At 63.7% G+C, this 20,955-nt stretch carries 17 protein-coding genes and 1 pseudogene; 9 read left to right on the plus strand and 9 right to left on the minus strand.

All coding sequences use genetic code 11. From position 1 onward, the window contains the following. The first annotated feature begins 32 nt into the window (after positions 1-32). Positions 33-833, plus strand: coding sequence for an alpha/beta fold hydrolase (locus tag ACIGGF_RS18615; protein WP_397522641.1), 801 nt, complete (start codon positions 33-35; stop codon positions 831-833). After that, on the plus strand, positions 833-1,963 hold the full coding sequence (locus ACIGGF_RS18620; RefSeq protein ID WP_397522687.1) for a PP2C family protein-serine/threonine phosphatase: 1,131 nt from the start codon (positions 833-835) through the stop codon (positions 1,961-1,963). The genes ACIGGF_RS18615 and ACIGGF_RS18620 overlap by 1 nt, the downstream gene beginning before the upstream one ends. Here ACIGGF_RS18620 and ACIGGF_RS18625 read toward each other — a convergent pair. From ACIGGF_RS18625 to ACIGGF_RS18635, 3 genes are all read right to left on the minus strand, one after another. Beyond that, positions 1,955-2,311, minus strand: coding sequence for an STAS domain-containing protein (locus ACIGGF_RS18625; protein WP_397522642.1), 357 nt, complete (start codon positions 2,309-2,311; stop codon positions 1,955-1,957). The two genes, ACIGGF_RS18620 and ACIGGF_RS18625, sit on opposite strands and share 9 nt — an antisense overlap. Positions 2,312-2,377: 66 nt before the next feature. After that, positions 2,378-3,709: an MCE family protein gene (locus ACIGGF_RS18630; RefSeq protein ID WP_397522643.1), complete on the minus strand. Its 1,332-nt coding sequence runs from the start codon at positions 3,707-3,709 to the stop codon at positions 2,378-2,380. Positions 3,710-3,947: 238 nt separating this feature from the next. Continuing rightward, positions 3,948-4,931, minus strand: a complete 984-nt coding sequence (locus tag ACIGGF_RS18635; RefSeq protein WP_397522644.1) for a sugar-binding transcriptional regulator — start codon at positions 4,929-4,931, stop codon at positions 3,948-3,950. Between the two features lie 122 nt (positions 4,932-5,053). On the opposite strand from ACIGGF_RS18635, the gene ACIGGF_RS18640 reads away from it, so the two are divergent. Genes ACIGGF_RS18640 through ACIGGF_RS18650 form a run of 3 tightly spaced genes read left to right on the plus strand, consistent with a single transcriptional unit; the run spans position 5,054 to position 9,125 of the window. Further along, positions 5,054-5,908: an MIP/aquaporin family protein gene (locus ACIGGF_RS18640; protein WP_397522645.1), complete on the plus strand. Its 855-nt coding sequence runs from the start codon at positions 5,054-5,056 to the stop codon at positions 5,906-5,908. Further along, complete coding sequence (glpK, locus tag ACIGGF_RS18645) at positions 5,905-7,422, plus strand: glycerol kinase GlpK (RefSeq protein ID WP_397522646.1); 1,518 nt, start codon at positions 5,905-5,907, stop codon at positions 7,420-7,422. Before ACIGGF_RS18640 ends, glpK begins: the two co-directional genes overlap by 4 nt. Next, positions 7,419-9,125, plus strand: a complete 1,707-nt coding sequence (locus tag ACIGGF_RS18650; RefSeq protein WP_397522647.1) for a glycerol-3-phosphate dehydrogenase/oxidase — start codon at positions 7,419-7,421, stop codon at positions 9,123-9,125. Before glpK ends, ACIGGF_RS18650 begins: the two co-directional genes overlap by 4 nt. A gap of 378 nt (positions 9,126-9,503) precedes the next feature. Here the strand turns inward: ACIGGF_RS18650 and glgX are convergent, their stop codons facing one another. Further along, the gene (glgX, locus tag ACIGGF_RS18655; protein ID WP_397522648.1) at positions 9,504-11,546 is read right to left on the minus strand and encodes a glycogen debranching protein GlgX; all 2,043 of its coding nucleotides are present in this window, start codon (positions 11,544-11,546) and stop codon (positions 9,504-9,506) included. 125 nt (positions 11,547-11,671) lie between these two features. Here glgX and ACIGGF_RS18660 point away from each other — a divergent pair, with 125 nt between their 5' ends. Continuing rightward, positions 11,672-14,059, plus strand: a complete 2,388-nt coding sequence (locus ACIGGF_RS18660) for an ATP-binding protein (protein WP_397522649.1) — start codon at positions 11,672-11,674, stop codon at positions 14,057-14,059. On the opposite strand, the gene ACIGGF_RS18665 is transcribed toward ACIGGF_RS18660, so the two are convergent. Together ACIGGF_RS18665 and ACIGGF_RS18670 are read right to left on the minus strand one after the other, a co-directional pair. Further along, positions 14,053-14,433 carry a DUF5313 family protein gene (locus ACIGGF_RS18665; RefSeq protein ID WP_397522650.1) on the minus strand — a complete coding sequence of 127 codons (381 nt, stop codon included), beginning with the start codon at positions 14,431-14,433 and terminating at the stop codon, positions 14,053-14,055. The two genes, ACIGGF_RS18660 and ACIGGF_RS18665, sit on opposite strands and share 7 nt — an antisense overlap. Beyond that, a complete protein-coding gene (locus tag ACIGGF_RS18670) occupies positions 14,430-14,882 on the minus strand; it encodes a MarR family winged helix-turn-helix transcriptional regulator (RefSeq protein WP_397522651.1) in 453 nt (150 codons plus the stop codon). The genes ACIGGF_RS18665 and ACIGGF_RS18670 overlap by 4 nt, the downstream gene beginning before the upstream one ends. A 243-nt stretch (positions 14,883-15,125) precedes the next feature. Here ACIGGF_RS18670 and ACIGGF_RS18675 point away from each other — a divergent pair, with 243 nt between their 5' ends. Next, positions 15,126-16,115: an alpha/beta hydrolase gene (locus ACIGGF_RS18675; protein ID WP_397522688.1), complete on the plus strand. Its 990-nt coding sequence runs from the start codon at positions 15,126-15,128 to the stop codon at positions 16,113-16,115. Between the two features lie 11 nt (positions 16,116-16,126). Here the strand turns inward: ACIGGF_RS18675 and ACIGGF_RS18680 are convergent. Continuing rightward, positions 16,127-16,324: pseudogene (locus ACIGGF_RS18680) on the minus strand (aminocyclopropane-1-carboxylate deaminase/D-cysteine desulfhydrase family protein); the annotation flags it as partial. An 800-nt stretch (positions 16,325-17,124) separates the two neighbouring features. On the opposite strand from ACIGGF_RS18680, the gene ACIGGF_RS18685 reads away from it, so the two are divergent. After that, positions 17,125-19,389, plus strand: a complete 2,265-nt coding sequence (locus ACIGGF_RS18685) for an MMPL family transporter (protein WP_397522652.1) — start codon at positions 17,125-17,127, stop codon at positions 19,387-19,389. Between the two features lie 81 nt (positions 19,390-19,470). On the opposite strand, the gene ACIGGF_RS18690 is transcribed toward ACIGGF_RS18685, so the two are convergent. Further along, positions 19,471-20,259, minus strand: coding sequence for a hypothetical protein (locus ACIGGF_RS18690; protein WP_397522653.1), 789 nt, complete (start codon positions 20,257-20,259; stop codon positions 19,471-19,473). Positions 20,260-20,354: 95 nt separating this feature from the next. Between ACIGGF_RS18690 and ACIGGF_RS18695 the strand changes: the two genes are divergently transcribed. After that, positions 20,355-20,564, plus strand: a complete 210-nt coding sequence (locus ACIGGF_RS18695) for a hypothetical protein (protein WP_094678404.1) — start codon at positions 20,355-20,357, stop codon at positions 20,562-20,564. Here the strand turns inward: ACIGGF_RS18695 and ACIGGF_RS18700 are convergent. Then, the gene (locus ACIGGF_RS18700; RefSeq protein ID WP_397522689.1) at positions 20,536-20,940 is read right to left on the minus strand and encodes a GAF domain-containing protein; all 405 of its coding nucleotides are present in this window, start codon (positions 20,938-20,940) and stop codon (positions 20,536-20,538) included. The genes ACIGGF_RS18695 and ACIGGF_RS18700 overlap by 29 nt on opposite strands. Positions 20,941-20,955 lie beyond the last annotated feature (15 nt).

A 20,955-nucleotide genomic window follows, 5' to 3' on the forward strand; every position in this document is an offset into this window, starting at 1 on the left:
ATACCGTCGGGAGCAGATGACAGACTGTGCGGGTGAATGTGCGAACCAGGAACAACGTGAGGGTGGTCGGGGCTACCGGCGGTCCGGTGGTGATGCTTGCGCATGGCTTCGGGTGCGACCAGACATTGTGGCGTTCGGTGACCGAAATCCTGGCCCCACAGTTCCGAGTCGTCCTGTTCGATCACGTAGGGGCAGGTGCCGCGGACCCAGCGGCCTGGGACCCGGAGAAGTACGCCCACATGAGCGCTTTCGCGGCCGACATCGTCGACATCGCTCGGGAGCTCGAGCTGGAGAACGTCACGTTGGTCGGTCACTCGGTGGCGTCCATGATGGGCGTCCTTGCTGCCACTGCTGCACCCGAGGTGTTCACCAAGTTGATCCTGCTGACACCGTCTCCCCGCTACATCGACGAGGGCGATTATCGCGGCGGGTTCACTGCCGAGGACATCGACGAACTGCTCGAATCGTTGGACAGCAACTACCTCGGCTGGTCTGCCTCGATGGCGTCGGTGGTCGTGAACTCACCGGATCGACCTGACCTCGAGAATCTCTGGACCGCGAGTGTGTGCCGAACCGATCCGGCCTGCGCTCGGGTCTTCGCCCGCACCACCTTCCTGTCCGACAATCGCGCGGACCTGCCGGCGGTGCCGGTGCCCACGTTGATCATCGACAGTGCACGCGACACACTGGCCCCACCCCAGGTCGGCAAGTACGTACACGAGCACATCGCGGGGAGCGTGCGGGTGACGCTCGACGTGAGTGGCCATTGCCCGCAGATCACCGCACCCGAGGTGACCGCTCGGACCATCGCGGACTTCGTGGCACCATCGTGATCGATGACCTCGACGTCGAGGATCTCTACGAGAATGCACCGTGTGGGTATCTGTCCGTGCTCCCGGACATGCGCATCGCGCGTCTGAACGCGACGTTGGCCACCTGGTTGGGCTTCGAGGTGGACGGTCTGCTCGGTACCGACTTCGGCGAGCTGCTCACCGTCGGGGGCCGAATCCACTTCGAGACCCACTTCGGTCCGATGCTCTTGATGAACGGCAAGCTCGACGGCATCGCACTGGATCTGGTGACCTCGGATCGCCGCCGGTTACCGGTGTTCATGACCGCGAACGTCAAGATCGACGACGCGGGCAGGCCGGTGCTGATCCGCATCACCGCGCTCGACGCCCGAGATCGGCGTACGTACGAGCGCGAACTGCTCGAATCCCGCACGCGGGCAGAACTGCTGGCGAAGACACTGCAGCGGTCGCTGCTGCCCCCGAGTCTGCTACCGCCGTCGGGAATGACCGCGGCTGCGCACTACCACGCGGCATCGAGCGACGAGGTGGGCGGCGATTTCTACGATCTGTTTCCCCTCTCGGACGACCGGTGGGGTTTCTTCCTCGGCGACGTGTGCGGAAAAGGGGCATCGGCCGCAGCCGTCACATCGCTGACGCGGTACACGTTGCGTGCGGCCGCGGTATACGACCACGATCCGGTCGCAGTGTTGCACAACTTGGATTCGGTTCTGCGGCAGGAGTTTCGAGAGAACAACGCGCAGTTCTGCACGGCGGTGTTCGGCGTCCTCGGCCGCAGCGCCGACGGATTCCAGGTGTGCATGGCCAGTGGTGGCCATCCGCCTCCACTGGTGATTCGCGCCGACGGCAGCGCGGACTACGTGCACATGACCGGTGGGCAGCTCGTGGGAATTCTGCGTAACGCACGCTTCGTGTCGGCGACGGTGACACTCGGTGCCGGCGACACCTTGATGCTCTACACCGACGGACTCACCGAGGCGCGGGTCGACGTAGGTCGCTACGACGACGACGGTGCCCTGTTGGACTTCGCGACCGAGCACGCTCCCGCCGCTCCGGCAGACCTGATCGACCACCTGCGAAGGCTGCTGAACAGCTTCGGCGACGGTCTGGTCGACGACGCGGCGGTCATGGCATTGGGAGTCTCGTCAGCCTAGAGCGGCGCGTGCGGACGCCAGGTCCGAATGCAGTGCGAATTCCTGATCCAGGCCCATCAGCTTGATCGGGCGGCTGGTGGTCGGTCCGTCGGCGACGACCGAGAACGCGAGCGTGTCGCCGTGATCCTTCTGCGTCGTCGCCAGCACTGTCATAGCGGCCGAGGCCAGGAAGGAGACTGCCGAGAGATCGATGATCAACGCCGAGGGCGCAGATTCGATCTGTGCGTCGACAGCAGTGGCGAGGGCCGGCGCGGTGGTGACATCGAGTTCGCCGGACACCGCAATGACGGCCACTCGGCCATCGTTGCTGGACTGAATCGAAAAACCGGCGTTCGTATCGGCAGACATATGTACTCCTGGATCGTGACCCGCCGCGCTCGTCGACGGGGATGCGCACTATTCAATCAGTAGGGACTACTGGAAGGTGACCTGCGTTCCTCTGAGCGCGGGAGCACCGACCGTCGTCGTCCAAGACGGCACCGCATCGGGCTCGGTTCCGGTGGCCCCACCGTAGATGACGGCCAAAGTCTGCTGCTCGGTGACCGAGCCTGCGTACGAGGCCGGCACCGGCGAGAGTTGCGGGGCCGCAAGAGCCGGAAGGTTCTGCTCACCCGGGTTTCGTGTGGGCACCTGATAGGAGCCGTCGTTGGGTGCGCCGCCCGCATACTGGGGGAAGTACTCGCCGCCGGAGCGATCCAACGGGCTCGGGCAGCTCGGTGGACGGTTCTGCTCGAACAGTCTGGGTTCGTCCTGGTTCGGCAGATAACGTCCCTTCGGGTTGACGAAAGGCATGGAGACGTTGATGCCGGGATACTCGTCGCCGTCGCCGAGCAGAATTTTGCCGCGCCTGGCACCCTCGGCGAACTGTGAGACGGTGCAACCGAGAGCGGGCGAGAATTCGGCGAACACCTCGAGCGCCTCGCGTGAATTCGCGGCCAAGCCGATCAGCTGTGCGGAGTTCGCCTCCAGAAAGCCACCGGTCGTGTTCGAGGCCGAGATGACCGAGGAGTACAGCGTCTCGAGGGCCGGACGCCTCTCGACGACGGTGTTGCCGGTGGTCCTCAGGTTGTCCAACGCGTTGATCAATTCGGGTGCGGCATCGGAGTAGGTCTGCGAGAAGTCGGCGAGTCCGCGTAGGTCCTGCTGGATAGCCGGCAGCTCGGTGTTGAGCTCGGAAAAGATGTTCTCGAGTCGGTCGATGGTGAGACCGAGTTTTTCGCCGCGCCCGCTCAATCCCTGTGCCAGCGCACCGAGGGTGTTGGAGAGGTCCTCCGGCGGTACCGCCTGCAGCAACGGTAGGAGGCCGTCGAGCAGTTCCCCCACTTCGATGGCGTTGCCACTGCGATCCTGCTCGAGCACGGTACCGTCGCCGATCGGTGAGGCCGGTGCGCCATCCGGAAGAATCAGCGACACGTACCGCTCGCCGAACAACGTCTTGGGGAGCAGCCGCGCGGTGGCGTTGGACGGAATCATCGGGGCCATGTCCGGCTGGATCGCCAATTCCGAGGTGACGACGCCACCGTTGGTCGTCGCGGACCGGACTTCGCCGACGATCATGCCGCGCACCTTCACATCGGCATTGCGAGGGAGGGAGTTGCCGACGCTGTCGGTCTCCAGCGACACGGTGACGACGTCCTGGAAAGTCTTGTTGTACGAGGTGACGCTCCACCCCACGAAGACGACGATGAGTACGACGAGAGCAATTCCGAGGAGCCGGTTCTGCATCGGCGAGGGGGCGCCGGTCACGGGAAGCACGGATCGAGAGCGTCAACCATGCCGCGAACATTAGTGGTACATGACGTCACACTTACTACTGTGCGACTGGTTATGAGATGCACGTATCACCGGCGAAAACATGAGATGTAGCTCACATTCCAGTGGCCTGACTGAGAGTGCGCGCCCCGATTGTCGAGTGCGCGCCTGTGCTCGCGTCCGAGAACATGCGCGCACCCCACAAAAAGGGTGATCGGTTCCCCGATACGGCTCACGTACGCGAGCGCAACACCAGGTTCGCGGCGCTGATGTCGTCGATCACCAGATCGGTGATCAGGCCACCGCGCAGAGCCGCGGTGAGGGCGTCGAGTTTCGACTCGCCGGCCACGATGGCGACCCTGCGGGGAACGGCTTTGAGTCGGTCGAGACTGGGTCCACTCGACCTGTCGTTCAACGCGATGCGGTCGTAACTGCCGTCGGAGCGTAGGAACACGGTGGCGATGTCTCCCACGACACCGTCGCGTCGGAGTTCGGCACCGTCCTCGGGCTCGAGGTAGCCGGCGCTGTAGACGTGGCTCGGCACGGCGCCGCTCATGACGCCGATGCTGAACACCGCCAGGTCCATCCGATCCTGCAACTCGAGTACGCGCTTGATGCTGCGTTCACGCCACAGGTGTCGACGGGTCTCGGGGTAGTCGAAGAATGCAGGTACCGGAAAGCCCTGCGCCGCAGCGCCATAGGCGTCGGCGAACGTCCTGATGATGTCGCTGGCGTAGGACACTCCGGTGGTGCGAGTGTTGGCTGCACCGTTGAGCTGAACGACGGTGGAGTTGTGCGTTCTCTTGGGTGCCAGCTTGCGGCTGACGGCACTGACGGTGGTTCCCCAGGCCACGCCCATCACCATGTCGGACTCGAAGAACGATGTCAGTAGTCGACCGGCGAACGTGGCGACCCGATCGAGGCGCTGCAATTCGTCCACCGTCTCCGAGACGGGTACGACGTGTGCACGGATGTCGTACAGATCGGCGAATGCGCGCTCGATCCGCGGTGCCTGACCGAGCGGTGTCGAGATCTTGATTTCCACCAGTCCCGATGCCCGCGCGAAGGTGATCAGTCGTGAGACCGTCGAGCGGGATACCCCCAGCTCACGGCCGATCGCCGCCATCGTCATGTCCTGGAAGTAGTACAGGCGGGCCGCTTGGGTGGCATGGCCGGTCCGCAAGTCGGATTCGGGAGTGATGTCGGGGTCCGTCACCGGCTCCAGTGTACGACCGATTTGCACATATGTGCACCAGCTGTGCAACGCAGTGCAGGACGTCTACCGTGGCAAACAGCACGCAATGTGGCGTGCATCACCAACTTTGCGGAGGCTACACAATGGCTCGTAAGGAACCGGAATGGGGATTGCCGGCGCACATGGCCGCCGAATTCGCCGGAACCATGATTCTCATACTGTTCGGCGTCGGCGTCGTCGCGCAGGTCGTCTCGGGCGGTGAATCGGGCAGTCTCGGAGACCACGACTCGATCGCCTGGGCATGGGGGCTGGGCGTGATGTTCGGCATCTACGTCGCAGGTCGTATCACCGGCGCACACCTCAACCCCGCGGTCACCATCACGTTCGCACTCTTCCGTGGCTTCGACTGGAAGATGGTTGCGCCGTACATCCTCGCGCAGACTGCAGGTGCCTTCGTGGCCGCGCTGCTGGTCCGCTGGAACTACAACGACATGATCAACGCTGTGGACCCCGGGCACACCACCGCCACTCAGACGATCTTCTCGACGCTCCCCGGAAACGGAACGTTGCCCGTCAGTGTGTCCTCGGCGTTGATCGATCAGATCATCGGCACCGCGATCCTGCTGTTCCTCATTGTGGCAGTGACCGATTCACTCGGCACCGCACCGATGGCCAACATGGCACCACTCATCGTCGGCCTCATCGTCGTCGCCATCGGGTTCGCCTGGGCCACCAACGCCGGATACGCGATCAATCCGGCTCGAGATTTCGGACCTCGCCTGGCGTCGTACATCACCGGATACGGTGGAGCCTGGCGTGATCAATACGGCGGCCTGTACTTCTGGGTCCCGATCGTCGGACCTCTCGTAGGCGGACCGATAGGAGTGATCTTGTACGACTTGCTCATCGGAAAGAACCTGCGCAAACAAGACGGTGCGACGCCCGAGCCGCCATCACGACTCCCAGCCGACACCCAGACCACAGGAGAAAAGTCATGACGGAGTTCGAGGGAAAGTACGTCGCCGCAATCGATCAGGGAACCACGTCCTCGCGGTGCATGATCTTCGATCACGCGGGCACGGTCGTCGCGGTCGATCAGAAGGAACACCAACAGATCTTTCCTCAGGCCGGCTGGGTCGAGCACGACGCGTCGGAGATCTGGGACAACGTTCGCGCGGTCGCGGCCGGTGCCATGGCCGCGGCCGACCTGACGCGCGAGGACATCGCCGCGGTGGGCATCACCAATCAGCGTGAAACGGCGCTGGTGTGGGACCGCGAGACCGGTAAGCCGATCTACAACGCCATCGTCTGGCAGGACACCCGCACCGACCGCATCGCCACCGCGCTGGGTGGAGGCGACGCTAACAAGTACACCGCCACGACAGGCCTTCCCCTGGCCACCTATTTCTCCGGTCCCAAAATCAAGTGGATCCTCGACAACGTCGACGGTGCCCGCGCGAAAGCCGAAGCGGGAGAACTGTGTTTCGGCAACATGGACACCTGGGTGCTGTGGAACATGACCGGCGGTACCGACGGCGGATTGCACTACACCGATCCCACCAACGCCTCGCGCACCCTGCTGATGGATCTCGATACCCTGGCGTGGGACGAGGGCATCTGCGAAGACATGGGCATCCCGATGTCGATGCTGCCCGAGATCCGTTCGAGCTCCGAGGTGTACGGCACCGGCCGCGAGCGCGGTCCGTTCCGTGGAGTGCCGATCTCCGGCATCCTCGGCGATCAGCAGGCAGCGACCTTCGGGCAGGCCTGCCTGTCTCCCGGTGAGGCCAAGAATACCTACGGCACAGGCAATTTCGTCCTGCTCAACACCGGCACCGAAAAAGTCATGAGCAAGAACGGATTGCTGACCACGGTCTGCTACAAGATCGGCGACCAGCCGACGATCTACGCGCTCGAAGGCTCCATCGCCGTGACGGGCTCGCTCGTGCAGTGGCTCCGGGACAACCTCGGCATGATCTCCTCCGCCGCGGACATCGAGACCGATGCGCGTTCGGTGGACGACAACGGCGGCGCGTACTTCGTGCCCGCGTTCTCGGGTCTGTTCGCTCCGCATTGGCGTGCGGACGCGCGCGGTGCCATCGTGGGATTGACGCGATTCGTCAACAAGGGACATCTGGCCCGTGCCGTACTCGAAGCCACTGCGTACCAGACGCGTGAGGTCATCGAGGCGATGAACGCAGACTCCGGCGTCGACCTCGAAGTCCTCAAGGTCGACGGCGGAATGGTCGTCAACGAGCTGCTCATGCAGTTCCAGTCCGACATCTTGAACGTCGATGTCGTGCGGCCCGTCGTTGCCGAAACCACCGCTCTCGGAGCGGCATACGCGGCCGGACTCGCCGTCGGGTATTGGGAGAGCGAGGACGACATCCGCCAGAACTGGGCGGAAGACAAGACGTGGACCCCGTCCATGGACGAGGACCAGCGGGCCAAGCTCTACGCCGGTTGGAAGAAAGCAGTAACACGTACTCTCGATTGGGTTGATGAAGAATGAGTTCCACCACAACGGCTTTGAGTCCCACCGCGCGCGCCGATGCGATTGCGCGAATGGAAACCGAGGAGCTGGACATCCTGGTGATCGGCGGCGGCGTCGTCGGTGCCGGAACAGCGTTGGACGCAGTGACCCGCGGATTGAAAGTGGGCCTGCTCGAAGCTCGGGACTACGCGGCCGGCACGTCCAGCCGCTCCAGCAAACTGTTCCATGGCGGGCTGCGCTATCTCGAACAGTTCAACTTCGCGTTGGTGTTCGAGGCGCTCAAGGAGCGCTCACTGGTACTGAACACGCTGTGCCCGCACCTCGCTCGTCCCGTGCCGTTCATCTATCCGCTCGAGAAGGTGATCGATCGTCCGTACGTCGGGCTCGGCATCGGTGTGTACGACGTCATGGGTGCCGGACGCGGCGTACCGAGTCACCACAAGCACCTCGGCAAGAAGAAGACGCTCGAGTCCTTCCCGTCGGGTAAGAGGTCTGCAATCCGCGGTGCGGTGAAGTTCTACGAGGGCCAGGTGGACGACGCTCGGCACACGATGATGATCGCTCGTACCGCGGCTGCTTATGGTGCGTTGTGCGCCAACAGCACTCGTGTCACCGGCTTCCTTCGGGAAGACGACAAAGTGGTCGGGGTCGTGGCCAGCGACCTCGAAACGGGCCGCTCCTTCGAGGTTCGCGCCAAGCAGGTCATCAACGCAGCGGGTGTCTGGACCGACGAGGTGCAGCAGATGGTCGGTGGTCGTGGACAATTCCAGGTTCGCGCCTCCAAGGGCGTGCACTTGGTGGTGCCGCGTAACCGCATCAACAGCAGCACCGGCATCATCACGCGGACCGAGAAGAGCTTGCTGTTCGTCATCCCGTGGGGCAGTCATTGGATCATCGGCACCACCGATACCGACTGGAAGCTCGATCTGGCGCACCCGGCGGCGAGCCAAAGCGACATCGACTACATCCTCGGTCACGTCAACAAGCTGTTGGCCGATCCGCTGGACCGGACCGACGTGGTCGGTGTGTACGCAGGACTGCGGCCGCTGCTGTACGGCGAATCCGATTCCACCAGCACGCTCTCTCGTGAGCATGCGGTGTCCAGTCCGGTTCGTGGCCTGACCGTGATCGCCGGCGGCAAGTACACCACCTACCGCGTGATGGCGAAGGACGCAGTCGATTCCGCGGTGCACGGACTCGAACGCACGGTACCGAAGTGCGTCACCGAGAACATTCCGCTCGTCGGTGCCGACGGGTATCTCGGTGCGTTCAACTCGCGTGCTCTCACGGCCGAGCGCACCGGCATGCGGGTCTCGCGCATCGAGCATCTGCTCGGTCGGTACGGCACTCTGATGGGCGAACTCCTCGATATGATCGATGCCGATCCGACACTCGGCGAGCCACTGGAGAGTGCACCGGAGTACCTCAAGGCCGAGGTGGTCTACGCCGCGAGCCATGAAGGCGCGCAGCATCTCGAGGACATCCTGACTCGGCGCACCCGCATCTCCATCGAGGTCCCCGATCGTGGTGAAGCGGCCGCCGACGAGGTGGCCCGGCTGGTTGCACCCATCCTCGGGTGGGACGACCAACACGTGGCCGAGGAGATCGAGCACTACCGGCTTCGTGTTCTGGCAGAACGGGATTCGCAGGAGCAGCCCGATGACGACACTGCCGATGCGGCACGGCTCGGAGCGCCCGATGTGCGCGCCGGGGTGAGCTGAGCTTATCGGTCGAGTGGTTCGGTGAGGTAGCGCCGTAGCGTCGGTGCTATCTCACCGGGCCCGATCCAAAGTGCGCGCCCCTATTGCAGAGTGCGCGCCTGTTTTCGCCTCCGAAAGCATGCGCTCACCCGGCAAAAAGGGTGTGAGGTCCCCGGCGCACGCCCGCAATCCGAAGTGCGCGCCCCCAATCCGAAGTGCGCGCCCCGATTACAGAGTGCGCGCCTGTTCTCGCCTCCGAAAGCATGCGCTCACCCGGCAAAAAGGGTGTGAGGTCCCCGGCGCACGCCCGCAATCCGAAGTGCGCGCCCCTGTTGCCGAGTGTGAGCGAATGCGCTCGAAGTCGCCGACGCTAGCAACATCTTTCGAACGATGGACCGATCAGCCTTGCAGCAACGTGAACGAATGCTCGCGAATCAGAATCGACGGACCGCCTGCCTCGTAGGCTTGATCTGGGTCACTCGAGGTGGACTGAGTCCAATTTCCCTCCGGTAGAGTGAATTCGACGGTTGCCGGCGAGGCGTTGACCATCCACGCGAACGACGCGTCTGTTTCACCGGCGCGCATGAGAACCAGAATGCTGTGTGCGTTGCCGTCGGACCAATCCTCGTCGGCCATCTTCTGGCCGTCGGCGCGGTAGAAGTCCACCGTATCGGGTCCGGCCCCGTCTTCATCGGAATCGCTGTCGTGCCGGAACCACGTCGGGCGCAGAGCCGGATGCTCGTCGCGTAGCGCGATCAAGTGGGTGGTGAAGTCGATCAAATCCTGATCGGCTGTGCTCCAATCGAACCAGGAGACCTCGTTGTCCTGGCAGTACGCGTTGTTGTTGCCGTTCTGCGTCCGGCCCAGTTCATCGCCGCCGAGGATCATCGGGACACCGGCCGAAAGGAGCAGTGTCGCAAGGTGGTTGCGCTGCTGCCGGGCACGCAGGGCGTTGATGCCCTCATCGTCGGTCGGTCCCTCCGCTCCGCAACCCCATGAGCGGTTGTCGGACTCACCGTCCTGGCTGTCCTCGCCGTTCTCCTCGTTGTGCTTCTCGTCGTACGAGTTGAGGTCGGCCAAGGTGAATCCATCGTGCGCGGTGATGAAGTTGACGCTCGCCAACGTGGGGCGACGAGTGCTCTCGTAGACATCGGGACTGCCGGTGACGCGCTGCGCCAGTGCCGACAGCGCCCCGCTCTCGCCACGCCAGAAGTCACGGACGTCGTCGCGGAACTTGCCGTTCCACTCCGACCAACGGGCCGGGAAGCCGCCCACCTGGTAGCCCTGGGTATCCCAGGGCTCGGCGATGAGCTTGACCGGGGCGAGCGTCGGGTCCTGATGTACAAGACTGAGGAAGGCGCTGTGCACGTCGAGATCGGAATCCTGGCGCGTCAGTGTGCTCGCGAGGTCGAAGCGGAAACCGTCGACGTGCATCTCGGTTACCCAGTACCGCAACGAGTCCAGAATCAGAGCCAGTGCGGCAGGGTGTCCGACGTTGAGGCTGTTGCCGGTGCCGGTCGTGTCGTAGTAGGCGCTGCGGTCGTCGTCGACGAGTCGGTAGTGCGAGCCGTTGTCGATTCCTTTGAGCGAGAGAGTCGGTCCCAGATGGTTGCCCTCGGCGGTGTGGTTGTAGACGACGTCGAGGATGACCTCGATACCGTTCTCGTGCATCGCCTTGACCAGAGCCTTGAACTCGTCGACCTGTCCACCGGTGTCGCCACTGCTGCTGTACTCGTTGTGCGGAGCGAAGAAGCCGATGGAGTTGTAGCCCCAGTAGTTTCGGCGGCCTTCCTCGAGCAGGTGCGAATCCTGGACGAACTGGTGGATCGGCAGCAATTCCACCGCGGTGACGCCGATTCGCTTCAGATGCGCAATGGCCGCGGGATGCGCCAGGCCGGCGTAGGTACCCCGAATATCCTCGGGCACATCCGGATTGGTGGCAGTGAAGCCCTTGACGTGCACCTCGTACACCACTGTTCGGTCCAACGGTGTGCGCGGCGATTCGTCGCCGGACCAATCGAAGTTCGATTGCACGGCAACGGAATACGGCATGAACGGAGCCGAGTCCGCGTCGTTGCGGGTCTCGGGCTCCTCGTGCAGGTGCGAGAACACCGCTTCGTTCCAGTCGACCTGACCGGTGACGGCGGTGGCATACGGATCCAGCAGCAGCTTCGCCGCATTGTGTCGCAGGCCCGAGGCAGGATCCCACGGACCGTCGACGCGGAGGCCGTAGCGGACTCCCGGCGTCACGTCGGGCACGAAGTCGTGGAACACGTGTCCGGTTCGTAGCGCCAATTGTGTTGTACTGCGCTCTGTTCCGTCGTCGTTCAGTACGACCACGGATACCGAGTCCGCTGTTTCGGAGTAGACGGCAAGGTTGGCACCGTCGTCGGACAGACGCGAGACGCCCAAGGGGTACGGGAGACTGGATGTGGAGGGCATGATCGGCTCATTACCCCTCTGAGGGGTGCGCGAAACGCCTGCGTATCGGGCGTTCGGTTAGTATCGACGACGAGATCGGTCCCGCCGCGTGTGCCTGTGGGACGCGGGTAGCGAAGGACGATGCGATGAATTCCCCCGAAACCGAGAACAGTTCCGCTCGGTTGGAAGAGCTGTTTCCGGGTGCCAACACGACGGACGCCCGGTTCCGCGAGCTCGACTGGAGCGCGACTCCACTCGGGCCGGTGGAGCAGTGGCCGGAAGAATTGGTGACGGCCATCCGTACCGTCATGCCGTCGACGATCCCGATGCTCATCTGGTGGGGACCGCACCTGGTGCAGATCTTCAATCATTCGTACACCGATTTCCTAGGTGACAAGTTCCCGGACGCCGCGGGTCAGCATGCCCGCGACTGCTGGTCCGAGATCTGGGATCACGTCGGCGCACTGTGCGCGGAGGTGGTAGAAGGTCGGAGGGCGGTGAACGGGGTACGCGACCGGTTCGTCATGGAGCGGTACGGCTACCCCGAAGAGACGTACTTCACGTTCTCCTACAGTCCGATCTTCGGGTCCGGGGATGCCGTACTCGGCGTGTTCGTGGCCACGACCGAGGTGACGATGCAGGTGCTGGGGGAGCGCCGTATGCAGGCGCTGCTGGCCCTCGGGTCGCTGACCGGAGACGACAGCGGGGGCCCGGTCGGCATCTCTCGCACCGCTGTCGACACCCTGGGCAAGGAATCCAGCGAATTCCCCCTGGTGGCGGCCTACCTACGACAAGATCTGGCCGACGACGGCGAACTGGACCACATCGCAACAGCAGCGGCCGTCGGCTGGGAGCCGGCAACCTGGGACAGGGCAGCCGTGGTCGAGGTCTCGAACGGACAGGTGCCACGCGCGAGCGTCGACGTCGATCTCGACGGGACCCGCGGGACTGCGGTCGTCATTCCGCTGACGCTGGCCGGCCGCGTGCGCCCCATCGGAGCTTTGCTTGTCGGGCTGGGCGCGTATCGATCCCTGGACGACGCCGCCATCTCGTTCTTCGTCGCCGTCGCCGAGCGGATGTCCACGGCTCTGACGGCTTCGCACGCCTTCGACATGGAGAGACGCCGGGTCGCGGCGCTGGCCGAGGCCGACGCGGCCAAGACTCGACTGCTGGAGAACGTCGGACACGAGTTCCGCACTCCGCTCACCCTGCTCACCGGCCCGTTGGACTCCGTGCGCGAAAGCACCACGTCGACTCTGACCGACTCCGACCGCCAATCGCTCGACGTCGTCCATCGCGCGTCGACGCGGCTTCGACGTCTCGTCGACGATCTGCTCGACGTCGTCAGCGCCGACGCCGGGCAGCTGCGCGCGCGCGTCGAACCCACAGATGTGGCAGCGGTGACGCGGGATTGCGCATCGATGTTCGCGGCAGTCGCGTCGGACAAGGGACTGGAGCTGATCGTCGACGCGGACGAGAACGTCGTCGTTCTCACCGACGGCGAGATGTGGGCGAAGGTTGTGTTCAACCTCGTCGCGAACGCGGTCAAATACAGCCCGGCCGGCCGAATTTCCGTTCGCCTCGTCACCGACGTCGACACGGTTCGGCTGGTCGTAGCGGACACCGGTCTGGGCATCCCCGAAGACGATCTGCCCCGGATATTCGATCGGTTCCACCGTGTCGAGCGGTCCGGTGCGCACAGCATCGAGGGGTCGGGAATCGGCCTTGCGTTGGTCTCGGACCTGATCACGGCCCTGGACGGACGGATCGACGTCGACAGCGAGGTGGGCATCGGCAGTACCTTCACCGTGGTGGTACCTCGGGTGCCCGTCGAGGCGATCGGCACCGTCGATCGGCCGGTCGTGACCGCGGACTCGGTGTCGGCGATCTTTGCGCCGCAGGAACTGCCCGTGGCCACCCTCGACCGCGCGGACATCCTGCTCGTCGAGGACAACATCGACATGTCCAACTATCTCGTCCGACTGCTCGCCGACGAAGGCTGGTCCATCGCGGTCGCAGGTGACGTGGAAACCGCGCTCGATCGCGCGCGGTCGACGGTTCCGGGGCTGGTGCTCACCGACGTGATGCTGCCGGGCCGCAGCGGCCTGGAACTGGTCGACGACCTTCGCAGCGACGGCGCACTGAAGCGGGTGCCGGTGATCCTGCTGACTGCCCGAGCGGGAACCGACTTCGTGCTCGACGGTCTGGGCCGAGGTGCGGATGACTACATCGTCAAGCCGTTCCACGACCGCGAGTTGGTGGCTCGGGTTCGGGTGCACCTCGAACTCTCCCGCATGCGCGAACAATTGATCGAGGAGAGCCAAAGCCAGACGGCGACTCTTCGCACTGCGCTCGATACCCGCGCAGCCATCGGCCGCGCCGTCGGGATTCTGATGTCGGTGTACCGCCTCGACGCCGACGCGGCTTTCACAAAACTGACCGAACTGTCGCAGAACACCAACCGCAAGACCCGTGACCTGGCGACGATGATCGCCGACGATTTCACGGCCGGGCTCGGCCGAGAGAATCAGTGATTGCGGCGGTAGATCTCTCGCTCGCGCTCCATCTCGGCCGTCTTCTTCTCGCTCTTCAGATCGGGCGGTAACCCGTGGATCTCGAGACGACGGGCGCGGTTCTGGTCCATGTAGGCGGCGGTGTAGAACAGCGCAAGCAGCAGACTGAGCAGCACCATCGACGCGCGTAGCCAGATCGCTCCAGGGAACAGAACGAAGAAGCCGATGAAGATGGGTAGGAAGGGAATCATCGACCGCAGGATGTGACGCGGCGTCGCTCCCGGCCCGACGAGGTCACGTCGCACCCAGTCCTGTTGTGAATCCGGCAGTTTGCGGCCGAGGACGGCGTAGCCGAGCCATTGGCCGAAGGACGGACGGTTGCGGCCCTTTTTCATGACAGTGCTCCTGCTGCGATGGCCGCGTCATTGACGCGGGTGAGGACGCGGCGCAGCTCGTCCAATTCGGTCAGAGACGCTCCGAGTTTCTGTACGACGGCGGGCGGAATCTTCTCGGCTTTCTTGCGGAGCGCGGCCCCGGCAGGGGTGAGCGAGACGAGGAGTACCCGTTCGTCCTCGGGGCTGCGACTGCGAGTGAGCATTCCCATCGACTCCAGACGCTTGAGCAGCGGTGACAGCGTGGGGGAATCGAGTTGCAACGCCGATCCGATGGCTTTCACCGACATCGGCGACTCGCCCCACAGCGCCAGCATCACCAGATACTGCGGATGCGTCAGCCCCATGGGCTCGAGCAATGGCCGATACACCGACAGCACTGCACGATTGGCGACGGCGAGTGCGAAACAGACCTGCCGATCGAGTGCGAGCGGATCTTCGGTGGTGGTCACGAGATTCAGGCTAGCAGATTTCGTTAGTGCACGAATAATTAGTGCACTAACTATATTTGAGAATCCGAATTTTGGACTCGAAAGGTGTTGTGAAACAGGGGTTTGTCTTGCTTTGAAGATAATCACAAAGTTCCGGTCGGTCCGATTTTACGAGCATGGCGTTCGACGTTTCATCCCGTCCGAACGTGTGCGATGCTCCGTGTCGATTCGCTGTTTCTCACGACACATCCCGAAAGGATCGCCATGCGTCGTCGACGCATCTTCACCCCGTTCGTCGTCGCCGCGGCGCTGTCGTTGTCCTCCGTCGGCGTGGCGGTCGCCGAGCCCGTCGACTCTGCTGGCATCGTCTCGGCTCGCATCGTCGATACCGCGATCGCGTCCGACACCCTGCGCACGCTGAGCGTGGACTCGCCTGCCATGGGTGGCATCGTCGAGGTGCAGGTGCTCACTCCGGCGGTGAAGACAGGACCGAGGCCGACGCTGTACATGCTCAGCGGCATCGGCGAGGAAGACCCGAACAACAGCATGTGGCTGCGCAAGGGTGGAGCGGCCGAATTCTTCGCCGACAAGAACGTCAACGTCGTGCTCCCGCTGGCCGGGCCGGGCAGCTTCTACACCGACTGGCAACGCGACGATCCGAAGCTCGGCCGGTACCAGTGGGAGACGTTTCTGACCGAGGAACTGCCGCCGCTGATCGATGCCGCAGTGGAGGGCAACGGGCGCAATGCAATTGCGGGACTGTCGATGGGGGCGCAGTCGGCCATGATGCTGGCCGCGCGTAACCCGGACGTCTATTCCGGGGTGGCGTCGTACAGCGGTTGCTTCGCGTCCTCGGAGCCGCTGGGCCAGGCGAGCATCAGGGCGATCGTCGGAGCCTTCGGTGGCAACGCCGACAACATGTGGGGCGGACCTCTCGACCCGGCGTGGGTGGAGCATGACTCGGTCGTCAACGCCGAGAGTCTGCGCGGCACCGACGTGTACGTGTCGGTGGGAACCGGAGCGCCGGGGCAGTACGAAAGTTTCGATACCGTAGAAGCTTTGGATGTGGTGGTGATCGGCGGAATCATCGAGGTGGGCGCCAACTACTGCACCCACCGACTCGCGGATCGATTGGGACAGTTGAACATTCCTGCAACATTCGACTTCACCGAAACCGGGACGCACTCGTGGCCCTACTGGGTGGACCAGTTGCCCAAGAGTTGGCCGACCTTGGCAGGGTCGCTGGGGATCTGAGTTCGCCGCCCTCAGAAAATTCCGCAGTAGGCGTTCAGGGTGGGTCGGCCGCCGAGGTGTGTGTAGAGGACGTTCGAGTCCTTGCCGATCTCGCCCTGCCCAACCAGATCGATCAGACCCGCCATCGACTTTCCCTCGTACACGGGGTCGATGATGACGCCCGCCAATCGGCCGGTCAGCTCGATTGCCTCGACGGTGGACTCGGCAGGTGTGGTCGGAGCCACCCGCCGGGAACGCGTACGGCCGAAATATAAATCTGCCCAGCATGATTGCTTCTATCGTTCGCTTTCAGTGGGCTCTTTGACGGTGCCATCATTGCCTCACCGAGTGCCTCGTTCTGCGTGGGGTGGGAATGCACGAAGCCACCGACCTCCGACGGCAATGCTTCCCACGCGACCGACGAAGATCACCGGATACGGATCCGCAATGGCGTCGCGCATCAGTGAGTACGCGCCGGCCACGGTAGACGGGGGAGACGACCTTCGGGCCCGGTGTGTGGGCGTAGTAAGCATCGGGCAAATCGCCCGGCCCTCGAGTGCGCGTCCGAATCGATCTGCTCGGGCATGGGCGAATACTGTGCGACCGGAAGGATTCGGCATCGAACCAGGGGTGGTTCGCCAATTTCCTTTGCAAGGCTCGAAGAAGATTGCATTAGTTCTATTCGCGGTCCCCCACACACTCGAAAAGCGCGCCGAACCATTGACGATGTTGCGACATCCCCGATAAGGTTCCTCACCAGCCGCGACAGGGGTAGTGGTTTGGGGGAATCGAGGGGCGGGCCTCAGGGGCAACGACTTTCGCCAGCATCGTGAACAGTGAATCCGTAAGACGGGCCTCGTCGAAGGCGTGGCTTCAAGTGGATCGTTTGCCTACTGAGCGCTGAAACTGCAGAGGAAGCCATGTCTTCACTATTGAACGTATTCGGTCATTTCTTCCTTCAGATATCCAAGTTGGGGTGCACGTTCGGCCCGTCCGAGGAGCAGTCACCGAACGAGACAGTGAGCCGACCATGCTGACATGGTGTGCGCGCCTCACTGCCTACGCGCCACGCTCGGTACTGGTTGCCGCGCTTCTGGTGGCAGTGGTCGCCGGAATATTCGGCATCCCGGTCGCAGGACATCTGTCGGCGGGCGGACAGCGGGATCCGTCGTCGGCCTCCTCCCGTGTAGCCGACATTCTCGTCGAGGATTACGGCATCAGCGAGCAGTCGCTGGTATTCGTTCTCAGCAGCGAAGACGGGGCGAGGAGCCCGGCGGTGACCCGGGTTGCGGAACAACTCGAAAGGGATTTGCTCGGCTCCGGGGTGGTCCTCGATTTCGTCTCCGCCTGGCAAGCTACACCGATGCTGGCCTCCCGATTGTTCAGCGTCGACGGGACATCGGGGTTGATTGTTGCGGGAATTGCCGGTGACGAGGACGAAGCGCAACAACGGGCGGCCGCACTGGTCTCGAGCATCGAACAAGACCGTGATGGAGTCACCGTCCGAGCGGGTGGCCTGGCTGTCGCGTCGGATGAAATAAACGCCGCGACCCAGCGAGTCCTGATAGTCGCCGAATTGATCGCCGTTCCGTTGATATTCGTGGCGCTGGTGTGGATCTTCGGCGGACTGTATGCGGCGGCACTTCCCCTTCTGGTCGGAGTCTTCTCGATCCTGTGTTCGCTGTCGATATTGCGTGCACTGACATCGGTGACCAGTGTGTCGATTTTCTCACTGAATTTGGCGACCGCACTGGGGCTCGGTCTGGCGGTGGACTACTCGCTACTGATCATCAACAGGTATCGCGAGGAGGTGACCTTCGGACGCGGCCGTGCGGACGCGCTCGAGCGTGCAATGGCAAGCGCGGGCCGAACCGTCCTGTTCGCGGCCCTGACCGTCGCCCTGTCACTCGGTTGTATGACGTTGTTCCCCATGTATTTTCTCAGGTCGTTCGCCTATGCCGGTGTGGCAGTTGTGGTGATGAGCGCGCTGGCTGCACTGTTCGTAGTCCCCGCGGTCATCACGGTGCTGGGCGACCGTATCGATGCTCTCGACGTACGGGCGGCACTGCGGCGCGCCACGGGCCGTTCGCAGCCGGAACCGGTGGCCATTACCGACACCTTCTTCTATCGGGTCGCACGAACCGCGATGGCGCACGCGGTGCCCATCGCGGGGGTCGCGGTGGCGTCGTTGCTGTTCCTCGGATTGCCGTTTCTCGACGTCAAGCTCGGTTTCCCCGACGACCGCGCGTTGCCTGCGTCGACCTCGGCCCGACAGGTGGGGGACGAGCTACGCGCGAACTACGCCGACGACGCGGCGACCACGCTGTATCTGGTTTTGCGGGATGCGTCGACTCTCACCGAGGCAGACCTGGGCAACTACGCCTCGGGCCTGTCGCGTGTCGCCGACGTCACCGCGGTGTCGGCACCTTCCGGTACCTTTGTCGCCGGTATCAGAATCGGCCCTCCGCTCACTGCGACAGGAATGAACGGCGGAACGGCGCTCGTCACCGTCCAGACCCGAGCAGTACGCTACAGCGATTCTGCGGATGCACAGTTGGATGCTCTGCGCGGGGTGCCCGTCCCCGCGGGCGCTTCGTCGTTGTCGATCGGTGGCGGAGCGCAATTGGACCGCGACGCGGTGGCAGGCATCATGTCCCGGTTGCCCTGGGTCATCGGCATCATTGCCCTCGTCACCTTTGTGCTGTTGTTCATGTTGACCGGGTCGGTCCTGTTGCCCATCAAGGCTCTTGTCCTCAACTTCCTCTCTCTGACAGCAACTTTCGGGGCGCTCGTGTGGATATTCGGCCAGGGCCACCTCGATGCCCTTGGCACGACGCCTACCGGCGTGATCGCCTCCAACATCCCAGTATTGATGTTCTGCATCGCATTTGGGCTCTCGATGGACTACGAGGTGTTCTTGATGTCTCGGATACGGGAGTTCTGGGCTGCGTCGGGTGGTACCCCCGAAGACAGCCGCGAGGCAATTGCACTCGGGGTCGCTCGGACCGGGCGTGTCATCACAGCAGCTGCGGTGATCCTGTCCATCTCGTTCGCCGCGCTCATTTCCGCCGAGGTGTCATTCATCCGGATGTTCGGAGTGGGTCTGACCATCGCGATCCTGGTGGACACCACCGTCATCCGCATGTTGCTGGTGCCCGCATTCATGCGAATCCTCGGCCGCGGGAACTGGTGGGCACCGGCACCGCTCGCTCGGTGGCACGACCGTTTCGCGATGAGGGATGAACCCGTAGCCGGCCCATCGGCTCACGCGGGTAGGGACGGGTTGCGTCACTAGATGTCGACCGCTTCATCGAGCAGCTTGCCGAGATCAACCTCGTGGAGCTGTTCAGCTGGCGAAGCTGACCGGCGCTTGTCTCTACTGCGGCGGGACGAGTCCGAGACCTACGAGTTCGTCGAGGGAGTCGCGGATGCTGGTGGTGCCGAACGAGGCGAAGGCTCGCTGTCCCTCGATTCCGGCCACCAGCCCCGCGAGGGCGTCCGCGTCTCGGATCGCCAGGATCTTCTCCAGCTCACCGGCGCGAGCGCCACTGTGTGCGGCCTGCGCCGCGAGCATGACGTTGAGAAAACCGTGTTGCTCGAACCCGTTGTGCGGGTCCGTGTTACGGGCCGCAAAGTGCAGACCCCCAGTGGTTTTGAAGTGAACCTCACGCTGCGCCGCCTCGTAGATGGACGCGGCGAGTTCCCGCTCGTCTAGGTGCGAGTCCGCGGTGACGCCGCCGGTTTTGAAGGTGGCGCGGTACCCGAACTCGTCGACGGCGTCGAAGATGGCGTCACGTCGCGCATCGCGGGGGATTTCGACGTAGATGTCGAGGTCTTGGGTGATGGTGCGCAGTACATCGATGTTCGTGCCGTCGGGTACTGCGACCTCGATGGCAACGACGGTGACCCCTGCCGTGTGGTCGGCAGCGCGCAGACCTGCCTCCACGCTGCTGGGTCCGGTGGACGCGGTCAGTGTCACCTCTATCCGAGCAGTGAGGTCGAGTTCTGTCACTCGATCCATGGGCACGACCAGCGGCCCCACCAGATCCGAGAACGGGCTGGCTCGGTACTCGAGATGGTGCTGCACAGCGACATCGAGCGGCGCGTTGCCCGGTGGAAAGAGGGCCGCGTCGTCGCAGAGACGACGGAACAGAGGAGGGATCATCGGGGCCAACTGTAGTCAGAAATCTTGCGGTCGAATACCTGAGTCGAGTCGACCGCGCGGTTCGGGCTCGGTGCCGGATGGGCCATGATGGACCTATGAGCTCGAAGAACCTGTTCGGTGGTCCACGGACCCTGCTGATCGTGGCTGCGGTGGTCATCGTGATCGCACTGGTCGCTGCCGCCGCGACGCTGATCGTCCGCGCCGTGTTGGGGCCGCCCGAGGGTGAGAACAAGTTCGAGATCGAGGGCTACTCGGTCGTGCAGGTCGATCCCCAGGTCAGCGACCTCGCGCTCGCCACACGCTAGCCGATTCCGCCGCGACATGAGGGTCGTGGGTCTGCTGAAAGTTTCGCCCGCCGCGGGCGAACGTCCGCAGAGTGGCTGCCGGCACTTCAGGTTCGGGAACGGGCTCACTCGTCCACTCACAGTCTCGGACGAACACCATGTTCGACGCGACCGCGTCGGCGCTGAGATCCTCACGCAGTGGGCCGGAAATTCGGCCGAGAAAGAACTCGCCGCGAGCGGTGCGCGTCCAGACGAAGGATCCGTCCGGCACCTGCTCGAATCGTTCGACCCGTCGTAGCGAACGTTCGTCGTCGGCCGCCATGCCGCAGAGACCGAACGTCAGGGCGCGCTCGACGCCGTCCGGCATGGGTGCGCGATAGACGGCAGCGGGCAGCAGGTGAGAATGAAACCG

Source organism: Rhodococcus sp. NPDC078407 (genome assembly GCF_044542515.1).
Lineage (GTDB): Bacteria > Actinomycetota > Actinomycetes > Mycobacteriales > Mycobacteriaceae > Rhodococcoides.

Excerpts from the sequence above, each read along its gene's own strand:
- ACIGGF_RS18690 (WP_397522653.1), bottom strand. The coding sequence starts at position 20,259 with ATGATCCCTCCTCTGTTCCGTCGTCTCTGCGACGACGCGGCCCTCTTT.
- ACIGGF_RS18650 (WP_397522647.1), top strand. The coding sequence starts at position 7,419 with ATGAGTTCCACCACAACGGCTTTGAGTCCCACCGCGCGCGCCGATGCG.
- ACIGGF_RS18695 (WP_094678404.1), top strand. The coding sequence starts at position 20,355 with ATGAGCTCGAAGAACCTGTTCGGTGGTCCACGGACCCTGCTGATCGTG.
- ACIGGF_RS18685 (WP_397522652.1), top strand. The coding sequence starts at position 17,125 with ATGCTGACATGGTGTGCGCGCCTCACTGCCTACGCGCCACGCTCGGTA.
- ACIGGF_RS18640 (WP_397522645.1), top strand. The coding sequence starts at position 5,054 with ATGGCTCGTAAGGAACCGGAATGGGGATTGCCGGCGCACATGGCCGCC.
- glgX (WP_397522648.1), bottom strand. The coding sequence starts at position 11,546 with ATGCCCTCCACATCCAGTCTCCCGTACCCCTTGGGCGTCTCGCGTCTG.
- ACIGGF_RS18625 (WP_397522642.1), bottom strand. The coding sequence starts at position 2,311 with ATGTCTGCCGATACGAACGCCGGTTTTTCGATTCAGTCCAGCAACGAT.
- ACIGGF_RS18675 (WP_397522688.1), top strand. The coding sequence starts at position 15,126 with ATGCGTCGTCGACGCATCTTCACCCCGTTCGTCGTCGCCGCGGCGCTG.
- ACIGGF_RS18660 (WP_397522649.1), top strand. The coding sequence starts at position 11,672 with ATGAATTCCCCCGAAACCGAGAACAGTTCCGCTCGGTTGGAAGAGCTG.
- ACIGGF_RS18665 (WP_397522650.1), bottom strand. The coding sequence starts at position 14,433 with ATGAAAAAGGGCCGCAACCGTCCGTCCTTCGGCCAATGGCTCGGCTAC.
- glpK (WP_397522646.1), top strand. The coding sequence starts at position 5,905 with ATGACGGAGTTCGAGGGAAAGTACGTCGCCGCAATCGATCAGGGAACC.